The sequence below is a fragment of the Aquabacterium commune genome (assembly GCF_004362855.1).
GTDB classification, from domain to species: Bacteria; Pseudomonadota; Gammaproteobacteria; order Burkholderiales; family Burkholderiaceae_C; genus Aquabacterium; species Aquabacterium commune.
The window spans coordinates 243,137-261,999 of record NZ_SNXW01000002.1; the positions used below are offsets into that span (position 1 = coordinate 243,137).

At 68.3% G+C, this 18,863-nt stretch carries 17 protein-coding genes; 8 read left to right on the forward strand and 9 right to left on the reverse strand.

Annotation, left to right across the window (positions count from 1 at the left end):
• Position 1: 1 nt before the first annotated feature.
• The gene (locus EV672_RS04925; protein ID WP_133606865.1) at positions 2-577 is read right to left on the reverse strand and encodes a TMEM175 family protein; all 576 of its coding nucleotides are present in this window, start codon (positions 575-577) and stop codon (positions 2-4) included.
• A gap of 125 nt (positions 578-702) precedes the next feature.
• On the opposite strand from EV672_RS04925, the gene EV672_RS04930 reads away from it, so the two are divergent.
• Positions 703-2,187, forward strand: a complete 1,485-nt coding sequence (locus EV672_RS04930; RefSeq protein WP_166643456.1) for an NYN domain-containing protein — start codon at positions 703-705, stop codon at positions 2,185-2,187.
• Between the two features lie 11 nt (positions 2,188-2,198).
• On the opposite strand, the gene EV672_RS04935 is transcribed toward EV672_RS04930, so the two are convergent.
• The 3 genes from EV672_RS04935 to EV672_RS04945 are packed head-to-tail and all read right to left on the reverse strand — an operon-like array spanning position 2,199 to position 5,992.
• Positions 2,199-3,263: an XdhC family protein gene (locus EV672_RS04935; protein WP_133606866.1), complete on the reverse strand. Its 1,065-nt coding sequence runs from the start codon at positions 3,261-3,263 to the stop codon at positions 2,199-2,201.
• 3 nt (positions 3,264-3,266) lie between these two features.
• Positions 3,267-5,492: a xanthine dehydrogenase family protein molybdopterin-binding subunit gene (locus tag EV672_RS04940; RefSeq protein WP_133607358.1), complete on the reverse strand. Its 2,226-nt coding sequence runs from the start codon at positions 5,490-5,492 to the stop codon at positions 3,267-3,269.
• Positions 5,493-5,524: 32 nt separating this feature from the next.
• Positions 5,525-5,992, reverse strand: coding sequence for a (2Fe-2S)-binding protein (locus EV672_RS04945; RefSeq protein WP_133606868.1), 468 nt, complete (start codon positions 5,990-5,992; stop codon positions 5,525-5,527).
• 100 nt (positions 5,993-6,092) lie between these two features.
• Between EV672_RS04945 and EV672_RS04950 the strand changes: the two genes are divergently transcribed.
• The 3 genes from EV672_RS04950 (at position 6,093) to EV672_RS04960 (ending at position 9,985) form a co-directional block, all read left to right on the forward strand.
• Entirely contained in the window at positions 6,093-6,485 is a 393-nt protein-coding gene (locus EV672_RS04950) for a DUF2946 domain-containing protein (RefSeq protein WP_133606869.1), read from the forward strand.
• A 135-nt stretch (positions 6,486-6,620) separates the two neighbouring features.
• Positions 6,621-8,975: a TonB-dependent receptor gene (locus EV672_RS04955; RefSeq protein WP_133606871.1), complete on the forward strand. Its 2,355-nt coding sequence runs from the start codon at positions 6,621-6,623 to the stop codon at positions 8,973-8,975.
• A 23-nt stretch (positions 8,976-8,998) separates the two neighbouring features.
• On the forward strand, positions 8,999-9,985 hold the full coding sequence (locus tag EV672_RS04960) for a copper chaperone PCu(A)C domain-containing protein (protein WP_243738528.1): 987 nt from the start codon (positions 8,999-9,001) through the stop codon (positions 9,983-9,985).
• Positions 9,986-9,992: 7 nt separating this feature from the next.
• Here the strand turns inward: EV672_RS04960 and EV672_RS04965 are convergent, their stop codons facing one another.
• The gene (locus EV672_RS04965) at positions 9,993-10,787 is read right to left on the reverse strand and encodes an alpha/beta fold hydrolase (RefSeq protein ID WP_133606872.1); all 795 of its coding nucleotides are present in this window, start codon (positions 10,785-10,787) and stop codon (positions 9,993-9,995) included.
• Positions 10,788-10,870: 83 nt separating this feature from the next.
• On the opposite strand from EV672_RS04965, the gene EV672_RS04970 reads away from it, so the two are divergent.
• Together EV672_RS04970 and EV672_RS04975 are read left to right on the forward strand one after the other, a co-directional pair.
• Positions 10,871-11,395, forward strand: a complete 525-nt coding sequence (locus EV672_RS04970) for a winged helix-turn-helix transcriptional regulator (protein ID WP_133606874.1) — start codon at positions 10,871-10,873, stop codon at positions 11,393-11,395.
• Positions 11,396-11,443: 48 nt separating this feature from the next.
• A complete protein-coding gene (locus EV672_RS04975) occupies positions 11,444-12,523 on the forward strand; it encodes a metallophosphoesterase (RefSeq protein ID WP_133606875.1) in 1,080 nt (359 codons plus the stop codon).
• Between the two features lie 2 nt (positions 12,524-12,525).
• Here the strand turns inward: EV672_RS04975 and EV672_RS04980 are convergent, their stop codons facing one another.
• Positions 12,526-13,182 carry a DUF1294 domain-containing protein gene (locus EV672_RS04980; RefSeq protein WP_133606877.1) on the reverse strand — a complete coding sequence of 219 codons (657 nt, stop codon included), beginning with the start codon at positions 13,180-13,182 and terminating at the stop codon, positions 12,526-12,528.
• Between the two features lie 41 nt (positions 13,183-13,223).
• Entirely contained in the window at positions 13,224-15,041 is a 1,818-nt protein-coding gene (locus tag EV672_RS04985) for a glutamine--tRNA ligase/YqeY domain fusion protein (RefSeq protein ID WP_133606879.1), read from the reverse strand.
• A gap of 101 nt (positions 15,042-15,142) precedes the next feature.
• On the opposite strand from EV672_RS04985, the gene ppk2 reads away from it, so the two are divergent.
• Positions 15,143-16,024, forward strand: a complete 882-nt coding sequence (gene ppk2, locus EV672_RS04990; protein WP_133606881.1) for a polyphosphate kinase 2 — start codon at positions 15,143-15,145, stop codon at positions 16,022-16,024.
• A gap of 144 nt (positions 16,025-16,168) precedes the next feature.
• Entirely contained in the window at positions 16,169-16,939 is a 771-nt protein-coding gene (locus EV672_RS04995) for a hypothetical protein (RefSeq protein ID WP_133606883.1), read from the forward strand.
• On the opposite strand, the gene EV672_RS05000 is transcribed toward EV672_RS04995, so the two are convergent.
• The gene (locus EV672_RS05000; RefSeq protein ID WP_133607363.1) at positions 16,921-17,409 is read right to left on the reverse strand and encodes a DUF3717 domain-containing protein; all 489 of its coding nucleotides are present in this window, start codon (positions 17,407-17,409) and stop codon (positions 16,921-16,923) included. The genes EV672_RS04995 and EV672_RS05000 overlap by 19 nt on opposite strands.
• Before the next feature lie 50 nt (positions 17,410-17,459).
• A complete protein-coding gene (locus EV672_RS05005; protein ID WP_133606885.1) occupies positions 17,460-18,803 on the reverse strand; it encodes a tryptophan--tRNA ligase in 1,344 nt (447 codons plus the stop codon).
• Positions 18,804-18,863: the final 60 nt, after the last annotated feature.

Below are 18,863 nucleotides of genomic sequence, written 5' to 3' on the forward strand. Positions count from 1 at the left end.
CTCAGGCCTGCAGCACCTGCTCGATGCGGCGGTCCGGCACCAGCCAGACCAGGGCCACCGCGACATAGACCAGCTGGGCGGCCAGCGGGTGCACAAAGGCCAGGCCCACGCCAACGGCGTACAGCCCCATCGACCAACGCCCCTTGCGATCACGGCCCACCGCCTTCGCCAAGGCCCCATCGCGCCCCTCCAGCGCGATCAGCGTGCGCTGCAGGATCACATAGGCCACCGCGGCCATGAGCAGCACCACGCCATACGCGGCGCTCGGCACGGCCTCGAAGTGGTTCTCGCCCATCCAGGCGGTGGCGAAGGGGAACAGCGACAGCCAGAACAGCAGGTGCAGGTTGGCCCACAGCACCGGGCCATTGACGTGGTGCACGGCGTGCAGCATGTGGTGGTGGTTGTTCCAGTAAATGCCCACGTAGATGAAGCTCAGCACGTAGCTCAGGAACACCGGCGCCAGGTCGCGCAAGGCGTCCAGGCCACCGCCGTGCGGCGCCTTCATCTCCAGCACCATGATGGTGATGGCGATGGCCAGCACGCCATCGCTGAAGGCTTCGAGTCGGTTCTTGGTCACGTGGGGCTCCCGGGAGGTCGAGGGGCTTGCCCTGGCGGGCCAGCGGGTGCAGCATAGCGCCACCGCACGCCCGAAGCAGTCCGTTCCCGTGGGATGATGCCGACCTTCACAGAACCGGATTTTCCATGGCCCAAGACAACATCAGCATGGCGCTGTTTTGCGACTTCGAGAACGTTGCCCTCGGCGTGCGCGATGCCAACTACGACAAGTTCGACATCAAGCGCGTGCTGGAGCGGCTGCTGCTCAAGGGCAGCATCGTGGTCAAGAAAGCCTACTGCGACTGGGAGCGCTACAAGGGCTTCAAGGCCGCCATGCACGAGGCCAACTTCGAACTCATCGAGATCCCGCACGTGCGCCAGTCGGGCAAGAACTCGGCCGACATCCGCCTGGTGGTTGACGCGCTCGACCTCTGCTACACCAAGGCCCACGTCAACACCTTCGTCATCATCTCGGGCGACTCGGACTTCTCGCCCTTGGTGTCCAAGCTGCGCGAAAACGCCAAGCACGTCATCGGCGTGGGTGTGAAGCAGTCCACCTCCGACCTGCTGATCGCCAACTGCGACGAATTCATCTTCTACGACGACCTGGTGCGCGAAAGCCAGCGCCAGGCCGCGCGCCGCAGCAGCGCACCAGGCAACGGGCGCGACGCCGCACCGCAGCCGCGCCGCAGCCCCGAAGAAGAACGCCGCCGCCGCGAAGAAATGGACGCGCGCCGCCTCAAGGCCGTGGAGATGGCCGCCGAGACCTACGAAGCGCTGGTCACCGACCGCGACGACGGTGGCCGCATCTGGGCCTCGGTGCTCAAGGAAGCCATCAAGCGCCGCAACCCCGGCTTCAGCGAGTCTTATTACGGCTTTCGCACCTTCGGCAACCTGCTGGAAGAAGCGCAAGGCCGCGGCCTGCTGGACTTCGGCCGCGACGAGAAGTCGGGCACCTGGGTGGCGCGTGGCACGGGCGTGCCAAGTGCGGGCGCCCTGGTGCGTGGCGATGGCGGCACCGCGATGGCCGACGCAGGCCACAAGGACGACGATCTGCGCCAGGACGTGCGCCAGGACATGCGTGACGAGCCAGCGGACGAAGTGGACGTCAACGGCGCGGTGTTCACGAGCGTGACCGTCATGCCGGCGCCAGGCGCCGAGGCCGTGGAAGACGATGCCGACGCCCCGGCGCAGCCCGGACAAGCGCACGACGAGGGCGGTGCCCGGCGACGCAGCCGTGGCGGCCGCGGTCGCACGCGGGCGGGCCGCGAGGGTGGACGCGAAAGTGTGCGCGAAAGTGGCCGCGAGGCGGGTCAAGGTGAGCGCAGTCAGGCGGGACGCCAGCGCCCCACCCAGACGGGGTCGGAACGCGCGGCGGCCGAGCCGGTCCGCGTGGCCGAGCCTGCGCCCGCCGCAGCACCGGCACCGGCACCTGCCTCGGTGGACGCGCCCTCGGCCCCGGCCCGCAAGCGGGCCCCGCGCAAGGCAAGCAACGCAGCCGGCAACGCCGCCCCTGCGGACAAGCCCACTGCGGCCGCGCCCGCGGCAGCCAAGGACGCCAAGCCGGCGGCCAAGAAGGCGACTGCGCGCTCCCGCGCCAAGCCCAAGGCCGCCGCGAAGAACGAAGGCTGAAGCTTCAGCCCTCAGCCACCGACCGCGCAGCCCGGCGAGCGCCGCGTGGCACCACCAGCACCGCCAGCCTCGTCGGACGAATCGGCCACGTCTGACGAGGCTGACGCGTCTGACGCAGGGCGCGGCCGCGACGCGTCCACGCCGTTCTTCACCGCCGTGACCTCGGCCAGGATGGACAGCGCGATCTCCGGCGGGGTGTGGCTGCCGATGTGCAGGCCCGCAGGCCCGTGCAAACGCGCCACCTCCTCGTCCGAGAGGTCGAAGTGCCGGCGCAAGCGCTCGCGCCGCGCCGCGTTGTTCACGCGGGAGCCCAGCGCTCCCACGTAAAACGCGGGCGATTTGAGCGCCTCCAGCAAGGCCATGTCGTCGAGCTTGGGGTCGTGCGTGAGCGCCACGATGGCCGTGTGCGGATCGGGCTGGAACGCCACCACCACGTCATCGGGCATGCCGGGCAACAGGGGCGCACCGGCCACATCCCACTCGGTGGCGTATGCCTCGCGCGGGTCGCACACGCTCACGGCATGGTCCAGCGCGATGGCCATGGGCGCGAGGTAACGCGCGATCTGACCCGCCCCGATGATGAGCAGGCGCCAGCGCGGCCCGTGCACCGTGGACAGGCGCTGCCCATCCCACTGCAAGGCGTCGCCGCGGCAGGCATCGTTCAGGCTGACCGCGCCCGTGGTCACGTCCACCGTGCGGCGCACCAGGCGCCCTTCGTGCAAACGCTCTGACAACGCACACAAGCTGGCCGCATTGGGCGAGGGCTCGATCAGCAGTTCCAGCGTGCCGCCACAGGGCAGGCCGAAACGCGCGGCCTCGTCCTGCGTCACGCCATAGCGTTGCAGCACCGGTGTGCCGGTGAACTCGCCGGCACACATGCGCGCCACGAGGTCGTCCTCGATGCAGCCGCCCGAGACCGAGCCCTGCACGAGCCCGTCGTCGCGCAACGCCATCCAGGCACCGGGCGGGCGTGGCGCCGAACCCCAGGTCCGCACCACCGTGACCAGCGCCGCACCATGGCCCTCGGCCGCCCAGCGCTGCAAGGCGTCGAGCACCTGCCCGTCCTGGCTGTGCATGGCTCAGGCCTTGAACTGCGCGGTTTGCAGCGGCAGGCGCCAGGCACGCTTGCCGGTGGCCGCGGCCAGGGCATTGGCCACGGCCGGTGCCACGGGCGGCACGGCCGGCTCGCCGATGCCCGAAGGCTTGTTCGCCGAAGGCACGATGTGCACCTCCACCTTGGGCATCTCCTGGATGCGGATGGGCGCGTAGTCGCCGAAGTTGGACTGCTCGACCACGCCGTCCTTGAGCGTGATCTCGCCGTGCAGGGCCGCCGACAGCGCGAAGCCCACCGAGCCCTCGACCTGGGCGCGGACGTTGTCCGGGTTGATGGCCACGCCGCAGTCCACCGCGGTCACGACGCGGTCCACGTGGAAGCTGCCGTCGCGCGACACGGTGACCTCGGCCACCTGGGCCACCACCGTGCCGAAGGACTCGTGCAGGGCCACGCCACGGCCACGGCGCTCGCCCTTTTTGCCCTTCGCCAGCGGCTTGCCCCAAGCGGCCTTGTCGGCCACCAGGGCCAGCACGGCGGCGTGGCGCGGGTGCTTGTCCAGCATCTTCAGGCGCCAGGCCACCGGGTCCTGCTGGGCCTCGGTGGCCAGCGCGTCCAGGAAGGTTTCCGTGGCGTAGGCGGTGTGGGTCGAACCCACCGAGCGCCACCACAGCACGGGCACGCCGATGTCCTGGGGCGTGTGCAACTCGACCTGCAGGTTCGGGATGGCGTAAGGCAGCGTGGACGCGCCCTCCACCGACAAGGCATCGACGCCGTTCTTGACCATCACCGACTCGAAAGGCGAGCCCGCCGCGATGGACTGCCCCACCAGGCGGTGACGCCACGCCGAGATCTCACCCTGCGGCGACAAGGTGGCCTCGAGGCGGTGGTGGAACATGGGGCGGTACTGGCCGCCCTTCATGTCGTCCTCGCGCAGCCACACCATCTTCACAGGCGCCTTGGTGCCCGAAGCCTGGACGATGCTGGCGACCTCACGGACGTAGTCGGCGTCCTTGCTGGCGCGGCGACCGAAGCTGCCGCCCGCGTACAGGGTGTGGATGGTGACCTGCTCGGGCGCGATGCCGAAGAGCTTGGCCAGGGCGAACTGGTCGCCCGTGTGCATCTGCTCGCCGTTCCAGACGGTGCAACCGGCCTCGGTGCGCTGCACCACGCAGTTGATGGGCTCCATCGCGGCGTGCGCCAGGTAGGGGAAGTCCAGGCTGGCGCTGATGACGCGACCTGCGCCTGCCTTCGGGGCCTGGGCCAGCGCGGCATCGGCCTGGCCATCCTGGCGGGCGATCAGGCCGGGGGTGGCGGCGAGCTCGCGGTAGCGCCGGCGCTGGGTGTCGCTGCTCAGCTGGAAGGCGGCGCTGTCGTCCCACGTGACCACCAGGGCATCGCGGCCCTTCTTGGCACTCCAGGTGTCGCGGGCCAGCACGGCCACGCCGCTCGGGATGGCCACGACATCGACCACGCCCTTGACGGCCTTGGCCTGGCTCGCATCGAAGGCTCTGACTTTGCCGCCGAAGCGCGGCGGGTGCGCCACCACGGCCAGCAGCATGCCGGGCAGGTGCAGGTCTTGCGTGAACTGGGCGCGGCCATTGACCTTGTCGGCGGCGTCCTTGCGCGGCGCGGTCTTGCCGATGAGGCGGAAGTCCTTCGGGTCCTTCAGCACCACGGACGCGGGCACGGCCTCGGCACCCGCGGCTTCGGCCAGCTCACCGAAGGTGGCCTGGCGCTTGGAGTCGGCGTGCAGCACCACGCCCTCGCGCACCGTGATGTCGGCAACCGGCACCGACCAGCGGCGTGCCGCGGCCGACACCAGCATGGCGCGGGCCGAAGCGCCAGCCTGGCGCATCTGTTCCCAGGAGTTGGCCATGGCGGTGCTGCCGCCCGTGCCCTGTGCCGGGCCCCACAGCAGGTTGTTGTAGCGGCGGGCGTCGGCCGGCGCGCTTTCCACGCGCACCTGCGCCCAGGCGGCATCGAGCTCTTCGGCGGCCAGCGTGGCCAGGCCGGTGTAGGTGCCCTGCCCCATCTCCAGGTGCTTGGAGATGACGGTGACGGTGTTGTCTGTGCCGATGCGCAGGAAGGCGTTGGGCTCAAAAACGGGAGCGGGGGCGGCGGTTGCGGCGGTGGCTTGGGGCGATGCGGCTTGCGCCTCACCCAGGCTGAATCCCAAGGTCAGGCCCAGGGTCAGGCCGGCCGAGCTGCCCAGGAACTGGCGCCGGCTGAGGTTGTCGATGGCGGTGGTCATGGCGATCGTCATGGCGTTTTTTCCTGCGGCGCTCAGGCCAAGGCCTTGGCGGCTTCGTGGATGGCCGCGCGGATGCGGACGTAGGTGGCGCAGCGGCAGATGTTGCCGCCCATGGCCGCGTCGATGTCGGCGTCCGTGGGCTTGCGGTTGCGGCTCAGCAAGGTCACCGCGCTCATGATCTGGCCGGACTGGCAGTAGCCGCATTGGGCGACGTCCAGCTTCACCCAGGCGGCTTGCACGGCCTGGCCGACGCGGGCGGACTGCCCCTGGTCCACCGCCTCGATGGTGGTGACCTTGCGCGCACCCACCGCCGACACCGGCGTCAGGCACGAGCGCGTGGCCTGGCCGTCGATGTGGACGGTGCAGGCGCCACACAGGCCGGCGCCACAGCCGTACTTGGTGCCGGTCAGTTGCAGTTCGTCGCGCAGCACCCACAGCAACGGGGTGTCGGGGTCGGCATCGACCTGGCGCTGAACGCCGTTGATGGAGATCTGGGTCATGGGGAGCTTCCTCGTGAACGGGCCGACCGCATCATGTCAGACCAGCGCCGACTTTGCACAAGGCGCGCCGATGCCCGACCGGCGTGATTAGAATGAGGCGATGTTGCTGCCCCGTGTCCGCCTCCAGCGTGCCGCCTGGATCGCCTTGCTGGCGATGTGGATGGCCGCCTTGGCACCCGCGTTGTCGCAACTGCTGCAGCGCGGCAGCAGCACCGCCTGGGTGGAGATCTGCCGGGCCGGTGGCGGCACCGCCTGGGTGGCGGTGGGCGACCTGCAAACCACGCAGACGCCGTCCAAGGGCCAGCCCCACCTGCTGGACCACTGCCCGTACTGCAGCCTGCAAGCACACGCGCTGCCCTCCGTGCCGGCCCTGCCCACGGTGGCCGCGGCGCCCCTGCCCGATTTCCGCGAACCCGCCGCCTTCCTGCATGCGCCGCACACCGCGCACGCCTGGCGGCCTGCGCAATCACGCGCACCACCGAGCTGGGCCTGACAACGCCGTCCTGCCACGCCTGATGCCAGGCGCTGGCCACCGTTGACACGGTCCGTCGGGCTTGCCCCTCGGACCCGCGCATGCCGCTCTCCGTCCTTGACGGCTCTCGGCAGCGCTCACCAGCCCCATCTCGTCATGCACCACCGACACCTCGCGGCCGCCATCGCGCTGGCCTGGCCTTTCGCCGCGCACACGCAAACTGCGCCAAGCGCCCCGCCCCCAGACACCGACACCCTGTCCACCAAAGAGCTGGGCATGGTGAGCGTCTCGGGCGCTCGCCCCACCTCCCTGCCCACACAGATCCCGACCACGATGCACAGCATCACGCGGGACGACATCGCCACCACCATCAACGCCACCGACAGCGAAGACGCGCTGAAGTACTTCCCCAGCCTGCTGGTGCGCAAGCGCTACATCGGTGACCACAACCACGCCATCCTCTCCAGCCGGGCCTCGGGCACGGGCAACAGCGCGCGCTCGGCCGTCTATGCCGACGGCATCCTGCTGTCCAACTACCTGGGCAATGGCGTGGGCGGCCTGTCCTTCCCGCCACGCTGGGGCCTGGTCACGCCCGAAGAAATCGACCGTGTCGATGTGATGTACGGGCCCTTCTCGGCCATCTACCCGGGCAACTCGGTGGGCGCGGTGGTGGACTATGTCACCCGCATGCCCAAGAAACTCGAAGCGCACGTCAAGGTGGGATACGTTTCGCAGCCCTTTGACCTGTACGGCACGCACAGCACCTACCGCGCCTGGCAGAGCAGCGCATCGCTGGGCAGCCGCGAAGGGGGCTGGTCGTGGTGGCTCAACGTCAACCACACCGACAGCCAGGGCCAGCCCCTGACCTTCCCGACACGCCTGCTCAGCAACGGCGTGGCCAGCAACAGCGGCACGACCGTGACCGGCGCAGCCCTGGACGCCAACAACGCCAACCAGCCCTGGTATGTCCTGGGTTCGGCCACGCAGTACAACACGAAGCAGGACCACTTGAAAGTCAAGCTGGCCTACGACGTCAACGCCACGCTGCGTGCCAGCTATGTGCTGGGGCTGTGGCAGAACGAGTCGGAAGGCAACTCGGCGTCTTACCTGCGCAATGCAGCAGGGCAACCGGTGACCAGCGGTGCCATCAACATCAACGGGCGGTCATTCACAGGCAACCAGGCGCTCACCGGCGGAGACTTCCCCGTCACCCGCGAAAAGCTGCTGCACGCCATGCACGGCTTCTCGCTGAAGCAGAACACGCGCGGCAGCTTCGACTGGGAAGTGGCCGCCAGCCTCTACGACTACGTGCGCGACGACAAACGCCAGAACGCCAGCAGCAACACGCAGCCCAACGCCCTCACGGGCGGTGCAGGCACCCTGGCCGATGGCAGTGGCACCGGCTGGCACAACCTGGCGCTCAAGGGCACCTGGCGGCCCGACCCCTTGCTCAACACACACGTCGTTGATTTCGGCTACCAACTTGACGACCACAAGCTGCGCTACCAGACCACCACCTTGACGCGCAATTACCTGCAAGACCAGGGCGGCACCCTGGCCAGCAACGTGAGCGGCAACACCCGCATGCACAGCCTCTACGCGCAGGACACCTGGAAACTCGCGCCCCGCTGGAAGACCGTGCTGGGCCTGCGCGCCGAGCAATGGGAGGCCAGCGATGGCCGCACCGATTTTTCGGCCAGCAGCGTCATCCACCACCCGACGCGGCGCGGCGTCTGGTACTCACCGAAGGGCGCACTGTCCTGGCAATGGCTCGATGACACCGTGCTCAAGGCCTCGGTGGGCCGTGCGGTGCGCATGCCCACGGTCAATGAGCTCTACGGTGCCACATCGACCACCAACTCGCAGTTCATCAACGACCCGAACCTGCGCCCGGAGCGCTCGCGCACCACAGAGCTGTCGGCCGAGAAAGACATGGGCCAGGTGCGCACCCGCCTGACCTGGTTCACCGAGCAGACCCGCGACGCGCTGTACTCACAGACCGTCTATGACGCCACCGCGAACCGCAACATCGGCCGCGTGCAAAACATCGACCACATCGCCACCTCGGGCCTGGAGATGGCAGCCTCCAGCGAAGACGCGCTGCTCAAGGGCTTGCAACTGCAGGGCAGCGTGACCTGCACCGACTCCAAGATCAAGTCCAACCGCGGCTTTGTCAACGCGCCGACCGACACCGACGGCCGCTGGCAGCCCAACATCCCGCGCTGGCGCGCCACGGTGGTGGGCACCTACCGCGTCAACGACCGCTGGAGCGGCACCCTGGGCGTGCGCTACAGCGGCCGGCAATACCGCACCTTGAACAACACCGATGCGAACGGCTCGACCTACATGGGTGTCAGCCAGTTCGTCTCCGCCGATGTGCGCATCCGCCATCGCTTCGACCAGCAATGGAGCGCGGCCATCGGCATCGACAACCTCAACAACAAGAAGTACTGGAACTTCCACCCCTACCCGCAACGCAGCTACACGGCCGAGCTGTCGTTCGACCTGTGATTTCGACACCGAAGGACATCCCCATGACACGTTTCTCCTCCCGCTCGCTGACCGCCCTGATGCCAGTCTTGATGGGCACCCTGGGCCTGCTGCCTGCCTTGGCACACGCCCACATCACCCTGCCACCCGGCGGCGCCCGCGTGGGCACCGCCTACACGGCCGCCTTCCGCGTGGGCCACGCTTGTGCCGGCGCGCAAGCCACCACGGGCATCACCCTGAGGGCACCTGCGGGCTTTCGCATCACCGATGTGCCCCCACGCCAGGGCTGGACGGTGCAACGCCAGGACCAGCAGGTGCGCTGGACGCCCAACACGCCCGCCAACGCCTTGCCCGCGGGTGAACGCACCACCTTCACCGTCACGGGGCGCCTGCCAGACCAGCCGGGCACGCTGTGGTTCAAAGTGCTGCAGCAATGCGGTGAAACTGCCGCCGACTGGGCCACCGTGCCGGGCGTGGATGGCGCCCCCGCCAAACCGGACTTCCCCGCTGCGCGCCTCGATGTGCTGGCCGCAGGCGTGGCCGCGGTCGAGGCCAAACAGCCCTGGATGCGTCCCGCCGTGGCGGGGCAAGGTGCCACGGGCATGTTCGTGACGCTGTCGGCCCCCGCAGGCGCCCGCCTGGTCGGTGGCAGCACGCCGGCAGCCGAATCGGTCGAGGTGCACACCATGCGCATGGACAACAACATCATGCGGATGCGCGCATTGCCCGACGGCCTGGCATTGCCCGCCGGCCAGGCCGTGTCACTGGCACCTGGCGGTCATCACCTGATGCTGATGCGCCCGCGTCAGGCCCTGCCTGCAGGCAGCACCGTGCCCATGACGCTGACCTTCCGCGACCCGGACGGCCAGACCTCGCGCATGACGCTGCAAGTGCCTGTGCAGGTCACCGCACCGGAAGCACCCGCGCCACTGCACGGCAAACCGGCTGCGGCCAGCACACCGGCTGAGGCCATGCCCGGCATGTCACATGGCAAAGGGCAAGACCACGGCATGGGCCACGCGGGACACTGAGCAGCGCTCAAGCGGCCGAGGCCTGCCCAGCCACCACCCGTGCCCAATGCGCTTGCAACGTGGGCAGCACCGCATCCGGCGCACCGACCACGGCCATGTGGCCCTGGCCCTTGAGCTCGGTGACGTCGGCATGCGGGTTGACGGTGGCCAGGCGACGCACCATCTCGGCGGCCGGCGGCTGGGTGTGCTCGCCATACACCAGCGTGGTGGGCACGCTCAGGCGGTAATGCGCGAAGGGCTCGGGCTCTTGCGAGACCATGCGCACCTCGTGGTACATCTTCCAGCCCACGGCGCGCGCCATCAGCTTGGCCTTGTCGGGCATCGACGCCCACATGCCGGGGAAGTTCCAGTAGTCCACGAAGCGCTCCAGCCAGGCGTCGTTGCCGCCGGTCTCTTCGTTGAGCAGGAACTCGCGGTCGGTGAACAAGGCGCGCACCTGCTCGGCCACCTCACCTTGCAGCGTGTCGGCCTCGGCGTTGAGCGAGCCGAACAGCACGGGCTCGTACAACCACAGGGAACGCACCGGCACGGCCGGGTCCATGGCCAGGCTCAAGGCCACCAGGCCGCCGTAAGAATGGCCGCCGAGGTGGACGCCCGTCGTGCCTTCGGGGATCTGTGCCTTGAGATGCGCCACCTCGTCCTGCAAGGAAAACGGCGTGCCGCGCGCCAGCAGGTCGCTGGGGCTGTAGCCGCGGTTGGTCGGCGTCAGCGGGGCGATGCCCTCCGGCAAGCCGACCAGCAGCTTGTTCCACATGAAAGGCCCCACGCCGGTGGAGTGAACGAAGAGGGCAACATCGGCCATGGCAAAACCTCATCTACTTGCATGAAAGAAGTATCTCAAGCCTACTCGCTTTACTTTCATGATGCAAGTATCATGGCCTGACCATGCGCCGCACCTCCTTCTCTGACATGAACTGCTCCATCGCCCGCACGCTGGAGCAGGTCGGCGATTGGTGGACGCTGTTGATCGTGCGCGAAGCCTTCTGGGGCACGCGGCGGTTCGGCGAGTTCCAGGCCAACCTGGGCATCGCGCCCAATGTGCTCACGCAGCGCCTGCACGATCTGGTGGCGCACTGCATCCTGGAAATCACGGCCACCAGCGACAACGGCCGCGCCCTGGACTACCGCTTGAGCGACAAGGGCCGCGACCTGCTGCCCGTCATCGTGGCCCTGGCGCAATGGGGCGACCGCCATGCGCCTGCCCCCGATGGCCCGCCCGTGCGCATCGTGGAACGCCGCAACGGGCGCGAGGTGGCGCCCCTGGTGTTGCGTTCATCGACCACCGGGCGTGCACTGAGCTCGAAAGATGTGACCGTGACCGAAGGCCCCGGTGCAGGGCTTGCCGAGCAGGCGCGCTTCGACGCCATCCGGGCCAAGCTCGGACACAAGGCTGGCACACAAGCCCGATAGCGTGGTGGGTTTGCGGGCAGGTGGTCTGCCCCTCACCCAGGAGTTGCCATGCATCCCGTGATCCGTCAATTGACCCTCGTGGCCCTCGTGGGCCTGGCCCTGCCCGCCTGCGCCGACCGCGGTGACACCGCCACCGAACGCCATGAGCGCGGCCAGGAAGCCAGCCATGCACACGCCATGCCCCAGCAGGGCTCCTTCGCCCTGATCGGCGACGTGCCTTACGGCGTTACCACCGAACCGCAGTTCGACCGCGTCATCGACGCCATCAATGCCCACCCTCACGTGCGCTTCGTGCTGCACACCGGCGACATCAAGGCCGGCAGCGAGCGCTGTGACGACGACCTGATCCTGCGCCGCTTCCAGCAACTGCAGCGCTTCGACATGCCGCTGGTGTACACGCCCGGCGACAACGAGTGGACCGACTGCCACCGCAGCAACAACGGCAACTACCTGCCCACCGAGCGCCTGTCGCACCTGCGCCAGGTCTTCTTCCCCGAGCCCGGCGTGACCACCGGCGGCCGCAAGGCCCGCGTGACGACGCAAGCCCGCGATGCCGGCTTCGAGACCTACGTCGAGAACACCCTGTGGCGCTTCGGTGGCGCCGTGATGGGCACCGTGCACGTGGTGGGCAGCAACAACAACCTGGCGCCCTGGAACCAGATCGACCCCAGCGACACCGCCACCACGCCGCGCGCCGACCGCATGGCCGAAGTGAACGCCCGTGAAGCGGCCGCCCTGGCCTGGATCGACCGCATCTTCGACGAGGCCGTGCGCACCGATGCCGCCGGCGTGCTGCTGGCCATGCAGGCCAACCCGGCCTTCGAGCTGGCCGCGACCAGCGCCGAGCGCAAGGGCTTCAACGCCATCATCGCCAAGATCACGCAGCGCGCCATCGCCTTCGCCAAGCCCGTGGTCATCGCCCATGGCGACAGCCACTACTTCCGCGCGGACAAACCTCTCAGCGCCGCGACCGCCAGCAATGGCGTGCAGATGCTGGAGAACGTGACCCGCATCGAGAACTTCGGTGCCCAGTACGTACACTGGGTGGAAGTGACCGTGAACGCCAAGGACGAGAACGTCTTCGGCTTCAAGCAGCACCTCGTCAAGGCGAACCAGTTCGCACGCTGACCTCAGATCAGCACGACCCAGGCCATGACCGCCGCCACGTGCACGGTGGCGGTCAACCAGTAAGCACGCTGGAAACTGGCTTTGATGGACTTGTGCCGCAGCACCTGCTGCGCGATGCGGGCCATGGGCCAGCCGCCCAGCAAGCTCCACAGGTGCAGGGTGTTTTCCGGTGTGCGCCAGTGGCCGCGCTGCGCCGCCCATTTGTCGCGCCAATAGACGGCGAAGGTCCACAGGTTCAGGGCCAGCCACGCGGGCAGCACCCACTTCGGCAGGTGCCCTGACGCCATGGCCCAGCCCAGGCCCATTGCCCAGACCACCGCCACCCACAGCACTGGCCGCAACCAGGGGTCGCGTGGTGCAACCGCCTTGGGCCGCGTGCTGGCAGGGCGCCCGCCGCGCTGAGCGGGCGCCAAGGTTCGAGGGGCCACGTCCGGCTGTGCGTGCTTGCGCGCAGGCTCACACGCCGACACGGCCATCGCCCTCGGCCCCTTGCCGCCCACGTGGATTTCCTCGTAGCGCACGGCCATGCCCGGCTGCGGCGTGCCCGGCCCCCGGAAGTCACGGACGTGGAAGAACACGTCCGCATCGGTTTGCGGGCTGCGGATGAAACCGAAGCCCCGGTCCGCCTCCCAGCGCACCACGGTCCCTGTTTTTTGCATGGGGTGTCCTGAGGGGCGGGCCTCGCCCACCCCGGTTCAACTCACTTCCAGTTGCCGTCCTTCAGCCCCGTGATCTTGTTGAACACGGGCTTGCCCGGCGCGTGGTCGAGGCGGTCGGCCACGAAGTAGCCAAAGCGCTCGAACTGGAACTTCTGGTCGGGCAACGCGGCTGCCAGCGAGGGCTCCACATACGCCGTCACCACCTGCTTGCTGTCGGGGTTCAAGCAGGCCTTGAAGTCCTTGCCGCCGGCATCGGGTTGCGGGTCGGTGAAGAGCCGGTCGAAGAGGCGCACTTCGGCGGCCACGCCGTCGGCGGCGCCCACCCAGGTGATGGCGGCCTTGACCTTGACGCTGTCGGCGCCCGGGGTGCCGCTCTTGGTGTCGGGCACGACGGTGGCGAGCACTTCGCTCAGGCGGCCATCGGCGTCTTTGGTGCAACCGGTGCACTCGATGACGTAGCCGCCCTTCAGGCGCACCTTGTTACCCGGGAAGAGGCGCTTGTAGCCCTTGGGCGGCACCTCTTCGAAGTCCTCGCGCTCGATCCAGACCTCGCGGCCCAGCGTGAGGTGGCGCACGGGCGACTCGGTGCCCTCCGGGGGATGCGGCAAGGCCGGCAGCGCGCAAGGCTCCAGGTGGCTGGCGCCGCCCTGATCGGCGAACACCTCGGCCCAGTTGCTCAGCACCAGCTTGACCGGGTCGAGCACGGCCATGCCACGGTGGGCCTTGCCCTCCAGGTCCTCGCGCAGGCAGCCATCCAGCGTGCTGTAGTCGATCCAGCTGTCGGACTTGGTCACGCCGATGCGCTCGCAGAACAGCTGGAGGGCCTCGGGTGTGTAGCCGCGCCGGCGCAGGCCGACGATGGTGGGCATGCGCGGGTCGTCCCAGCCCTCGACCACGCCCTCATCGACCAGGGCCTTGAGCTTGCGCTTGGAGGTGATGACGTAGGTCAGATTCAGGCGGGCGAACTCGTACTGCTTGGGCGTGGGTTGGGCCAGCAGGCCGAGTTCGGCCAGGCGGTCGAGCAACCAGTCGTAAAAAGGGCGCTGGTCTTCGAATTCGAGCGTGCAGATGGAGTGGGTGATCTGCTCCAGCGCGTCTTCGATGGGGTGGGCGAAGGTGTACATCGGGTAGATGCACCAGGTGTCGCCCGTGTTGTGGTGGGTGGCGCGGCGGATGCGGTAAATGGCCGGGTCCCGCAGGTTGATGTTCGGGCTGGCCATGTCGATCTTGGCGCGCAGCACCATCGCACCGTCCGGGTGCTGGCCGTCGCGCATCTCGCGAAAACGGGCGAGGTTCTCGTCAGGGGTGCGGCTGCGGAACGGGCTGTCGGTGCCGGGCGTGGTGAAGTCGCCGCGCCTGGCGCGCATTTCTTCGGGCGTTTGCTCATCGACATAGGCCAGGCCCGCCGTGACCAGCGCCTCGGCCGCGCGGTACATGAAATCGAAGTAGTTGCTGGCGTAGTACAGGTGGCTCTCGGGCACGCCGTTGAAGTTCGACTCCCAGCCGAAGCCCAGCCATTGCACCGCGTCCAGGATGGCGTCAACGTACTCCTGCTCTTCCTTCTCGGGGTTGGTGTCGTCGAAGCGCATGTGGCAGACGCCGCCGTGATCGCGCGCCAGGCCGAAGTTCAGGCAGATGCTTTTGGCATGGCCCACGTGCAGGTAGCCGTTGGGCTCGGGCGGGAAGCGGGTGCGGATCTTGGCCGGGTCGGGCTCACCGGCGGCATGGTGGGCGGCGTCGCCGGGCGAGCCGGCCCAGCGGCGGCTGGCGTAGGTGCCTTGCGCCAGGTCGCGGTCGATGATGCCGCGCAGGAAGTTGGAGGGCTTGGCGGGGGAGTTCGGATCGGTGGCGTCGGTCATGTGCCGATTCTATCGAGGCCCTTGGCCCGGTTCACCCGTTTTGGCGCCTGTGTTCGCGGTAAGGTGGCATCCACGTTGAAGGTTTTTCGATGGAGGCCGGCATGGGCAAGCAAGACAGCAAGATCAGCAGCAAAAACGGCGGCAAGGCCAAGGGCAACCAGGGCGCCCCCCGCCTGGGCCGCAAGGATTACGAGGCCGCGCTGGCGCCCATGCTGCTGGAGTTGATGCAGGTCTCGCGCTGGCTGGCGCACACGAACAAGCGCCTGCTGGTGATCTTCGAAGGCCGCGACACGGCGGGCAAGAGCGGCGTCATCCACGCCATTGCCAGCGCGCTGGACCCGCGCCGCTGCGAGGTCGTGGCGCTGTCCAAGCCTTCGGACACCGAGATGACGCAGTGGTACTTCCAGCGCTACGTGCCCCACCTGCCGGCGGGCGGCCACGTCGCCTTGTTCGACCGCAGCTGGTACAACCGCGCCGGGGTCGAGAAGGTCATGGGCTTTTGCTCGGACGAGGAACACGAGCGCTTCCTGCGCGAGGCCCCACTGTTCGAGCTGTCCCTGGTCAACGACGGGATGCTGATCTTCAAATACTGGCTGACGGTGGACCAGGCCGAGCAGGAAGCCCGCTTCGCCGAGCGCCTGGCCGACCCGCTCAAGCGCTGGAAGCTCTCCCCGGTGGACGTGGTGGCCCGCACCAAATACGCCGAGTACGGCAAGGCGCGCAACGCCATGCTCAAGGCCACGCACACGGCCCACGCCCCCTGGACGCTGGTGGACTTCAACGACCAGCGCCTGGGCCGCCTGACCCTGATCCGCCACCTGCTGGACCACCTGCCCGACCAGGCCGTGCCCGAGCAGCGCTTCGAGATGCCGCCGCTCAAAGGCAAGCCGGCGCGCGAGTCCTTCAGCGACGCGCACCGCCCGATTTCGGCCTTCACCTCACCCCTATTTTCACCCCTTGACATCGCCAATTCAAACGATTGAATGATTTATCTCCATAGGAAACAAACCACCGTTTCAAACACCCCCTGATTGAGCGTATATCGGTCACCGTTCAGGTTTTCCCTGTTCGGCAGCCCCCTGGCGGGACGGAAGATGCACCCCAACGCGACTTCCGAGCCCTCCGCCATGCTGTACACCACCTACCAGAAAATCCACACCCTCACCGTGGAAGAGGTGCACCGCATGCACGCGCTGTTCGAGGCCCACTACGCCTGCAGCCCGCTGGCCACCTTCCTCGACGACCTCGGCCGCAAGGAAGGCGCGTTCGTGGTGCGCCACAAGAAAACGCACCAGATCGTCGGTTTCTCGACGCTCGGCGTTTACAAATTCCAACTGGGTGGCAAAACCGTCAAGGGCCTCTTCAGCGGCGACACCATCATCGAGCGGGCGCACTGGGGTTCGCGCTCGCTGCAGACGGCCTTCGCGTGGAAGCTGTTCCTGGAGGCGCTGAAGTCGCCGTTTTCGCGCCAGTACTGGCTGCTGATCTCCAAGGGCTACAAGACCTACCTGCTGCTGGCGCGCAACTTCCCCGAGTTCCACCCGCAACGCGGCGTGCCCCAGCCTGAGCTGGAATCCCTCGTGATCGACTACTGCGAGGCGCTCTTCCCCGGCAAGCTCAACCGCCAGACCATGGTGCTGGAGTTCGGCGAGGACGCCAACCGCCTGAAGGCCGACGTGGCCGTCATCACCGACGAGATGCGCGCGCGTGACGCCGACATCCGCTTCTTCGAAAGCCGCAACCCGAGCTGGCAGCAAGGCACGGAGCTGCCGTGCATCGCCCGGGCCGATCTGGCGGCGTTCTCGCGGGCCATCGTGCCCTTCCTGTGGAAGGTGCTCAAGCAACGCGTGGCAGGCAAGCCGGCCGCCGCGCAGGTGGCTCAGCCGCGCTCGGCCTGATCTGTCGGGGCACTGGGGGCGATGGCGGCGCTGGGCACGATGGCGTCTGGCGCAGGCTGGCCGCGGCGTTCGGCCGCGCGCTCCGCGTAGCGGTTGAAACGCCAGGCGCTGGACTCGATGGTGATGCGGCGCCAGGTGGCGCGTTTCTCGCCAGGCGTCATCTCGGGCCACAGCTGCACCTCGTCGAAGGTGCGGCCACAGCCTTTGCAGAGGTTGTCGCCCTGGCTGGTCGAGCAGATCGCGATGCAAGGCGTGTCGGGCGTGGTGTCGTACCAGGCCAGCCAGGCCTGGCGGGCGGCGGCGGGCATGGTGTCTTCGTCGCACTCGGTCTCGCGGAAATAGACCATCAGCGCGTAGATTTCGGCGAGCTTTTTCACCTCGGTGGCCAGGCTGATGCCATCGGGCGAAGGCGACCGAACGCGCCACCAGTTGATGGCGGATTCGATGTCGGTGATGTGGATGCCGGCCATGTCGGTGGTGGAGGACGCGGAGCTTGAGGACGCGGGGTGGGACGACGGCATCAGGGCTGTGCCGCCTTGGTGGGCTTCTCGGCCTCGGCCACCCGCGTGGCCTCGACCAGCGCCGCCAGGGCTGCCGACACGGCTTCGGCGCTGACGCCGTCCGCGCGCGACACGGGGGCCTCGGCCAGGGCCGCATCGCCTTCGGTCTTCAAGCGCTTGACCCAGTGCCCGGCCTCGCGGCCATCGGCCAGACCCGTGCTTTGCAGCAGCAGGTGCTGGTGGGCGTCGGTGAGCTTGAAATAGAACAGGCCGTCGGCCTCGCGGTATTGCTTGATGAGCGGCAGGGCGACCTTCTCTGTCGCGGCCTTCGCGTTGGGCTGGGCCACCGCCACCATGGCACGCAAGCCCACGGCCTGGCGCAGCTCCTGGATGAAGGGCGTGGCCGTCTGGCGGGCCTTGGCCGCGCCGGCCTGCAGCACGGCTTCGATGCGCTCCGGGTGGGCCATCAGCTCGGCATAGGCCGCGCGCATGGGCCCGACGTGCGCTTCGATCAAATCCACCACGCGCTGTTTGGCATCGCCCCAGCCCAGGCCGGCGACGAGGTCGCGGCGGAAGACCTCGCGGGTGGCGGCGTCCGCGAACGCATCGTGCAGGGTGACGAGGTGGGCGCTGTCCGGGTCTTTCGGCTCGCCGGGCAGGCGGGAGTCGGTCACCACACGGGCGATGGCGTCCCTCAGGCCCTTGGCACCGCCTTCGAACAAGGGCACGGTGTTGTCGTAGCTCTTGCTCATCTTGCGGCCGTCCAGGCCAGGCAAGGTGGCCACGCTTTCTTCGATTTCGGCCTCGGGCAGCACGAACAGCTCACGCCCTGCGCCAAACTGGTGGTTGAAGCGCTGGGCCACGTCGCGCGCCATCTCGATGTGCTGCACCTGGTCGCGGCCCACGGGCACGCGGTGGGCGTTGAACATCAGGATGTCGGCCGCCATCAGGATGGGGTAGCAGAACAGGCCCATGGTGACGCCATCGTCGGGCTCGACGCCCTTGGCCTCGTTGGCGTCAACGGAGGCCTTGTAGGCGTGGGCACGGTTCATCTGGCCCTTGGCCGTCACGCAGGTCAGCAGCCAGTTGAGCTCGGTGATTTCCGGGATGTCGCTTTGCGCATAGAACGTGACGCGGCCGGTGTCCAGACCAGCGGCCAGCCAGGTGGCGGCGATTTCCAGGCGCGAGCGGGCGATGCGCGCCGGGTCGTCGCACTTGATGAGGGCGTGGTAGTCGGCCAGGAAGAAGAAGCTCTCGACGCCGGGTTCGCGGCTGGCCGCGATGGCGGGGCGGATGGCGCCGACGTAGTTGCCGAGGTGGGGGGTGCCGGTGGTGGTGATGCCGGTGAGGACGCGCTGGTTCATGCCGTGGATTTTAGGCGCTCCCCCTGGTCTGCGCTGGCGCACCGGGCGGCGGGGCCACTA

What these genes read in the sequence shown, in the direction of transcription:
- EV672_RS04930 (WP_166643456.1), top strand. Translation starts at nt 703, where the DNA reads ATGGCCCAAGACAACATCAGCATGGCGCTGTTTTGCGACTTCGAGAAC.
- EV672_RS04935 (WP_133606866.1), bottom strand. Translation starts at nt 3,263, where the DNA reads ATGCACAGCCAGGACGGGCAGGTGCTCGACGCCTTGCAGCGCTGGGCG.
- EV672_RS04940 (WP_133607358.1), bottom strand. Translation starts at nt 5,492, where the DNA reads ATGACCACCGCCATCGACAACCTCAGCCGGCGCCAGTTCCTGGGCAGC.
- EV672_RS04945 (WP_133606868.1), bottom strand. Translation starts at nt 5,992, where the DNA reads ATGACCCAGATCTCCATCAACGGCGTTCAGCGCCAGGTCGATGCCGAC.
- EV672_RS04950 (WP_133606869.1), top strand. Translation starts at nt 6,093, where the DNA reads ATGTTGCTGCCCCGTGTCCGCCTCCAGCGTGCCGCCTGGATCGCCTTG.
- EV672_RS04955 (WP_133606871.1), top strand. Translation starts at nt 6,621, where the DNA reads ATGCACCACCGACACCTCGCGGCCGCCATCGCGCTGGCCTGGCCTTTC.
- EV672_RS04960 (WP_243738528.1), top strand. Translation starts at nt 8,999, where the DNA reads ATGACACGTTTCTCCTCCCGCTCGCTGACCGCCCTGATGCCAGTCTTG.
- EV672_RS04965 (WP_133606872.1), bottom strand. Translation starts at nt 10,787, where the DNA reads ATGGCCGATGTTGCCCTCTTCGTTCACTCCACCGGCGTGGGGCCTTTC.
- EV672_RS04970 (WP_133606874.1), top strand. Translation starts at nt 10,871, where the DNA reads ATGCGCCGCACCTCCTTCTCTGACATGAACTGCTCCATCGCCCGCACG.
- EV672_RS04975 (WP_133606875.1), top strand. Translation starts at nt 11,444, where the DNA reads ATGCATCCCGTGATCCGTCAATTGACCCTCGTGGCCCTCGTGGGCCTG.
- EV672_RS04980 (WP_133606877.1), bottom strand. Translation starts at nt 13,182, where the DNA reads ATGCAAAAAACAGGGACCGTGGTGCGCTGGGAGGCGGACCGGGGCTTC.
- EV672_RS04985 (WP_133606879.1), bottom strand. Translation starts at nt 15,041, where the DNA reads ATGACCGACGCCACCGATCCGAACTCCCCCGCCAAGCCCTCCAACTTC.
- ppk2 (WP_133606881.1), top strand. Translation starts at nt 15,143, where the DNA reads ATGGGCAAGCAAGACAGCAAGATCAGCAGCAAAAACGGCGGCAAGGCC.
- EV672_RS04995 (WP_133606883.1), top strand. Translation starts at nt 16,169, where the DNA reads ATGCTGTACACCACCTACCAGAAAATCCACACCCTCACCGTGGAAGAG.
- EV672_RS05000 (WP_133607363.1), bottom strand. Translation starts at nt 17,409, where the DNA reads ATGGCCGGCATCCACATCACCGACATCGAATCCGCCATCAACTGGTGG.
- EV672_RS05005 (WP_133606885.1), bottom strand. Translation starts at nt 18,803, where the DNA reads ATGAACCAGCGCGTCCTCACCGGCATCACCACCACCGGCACCCCCCAC.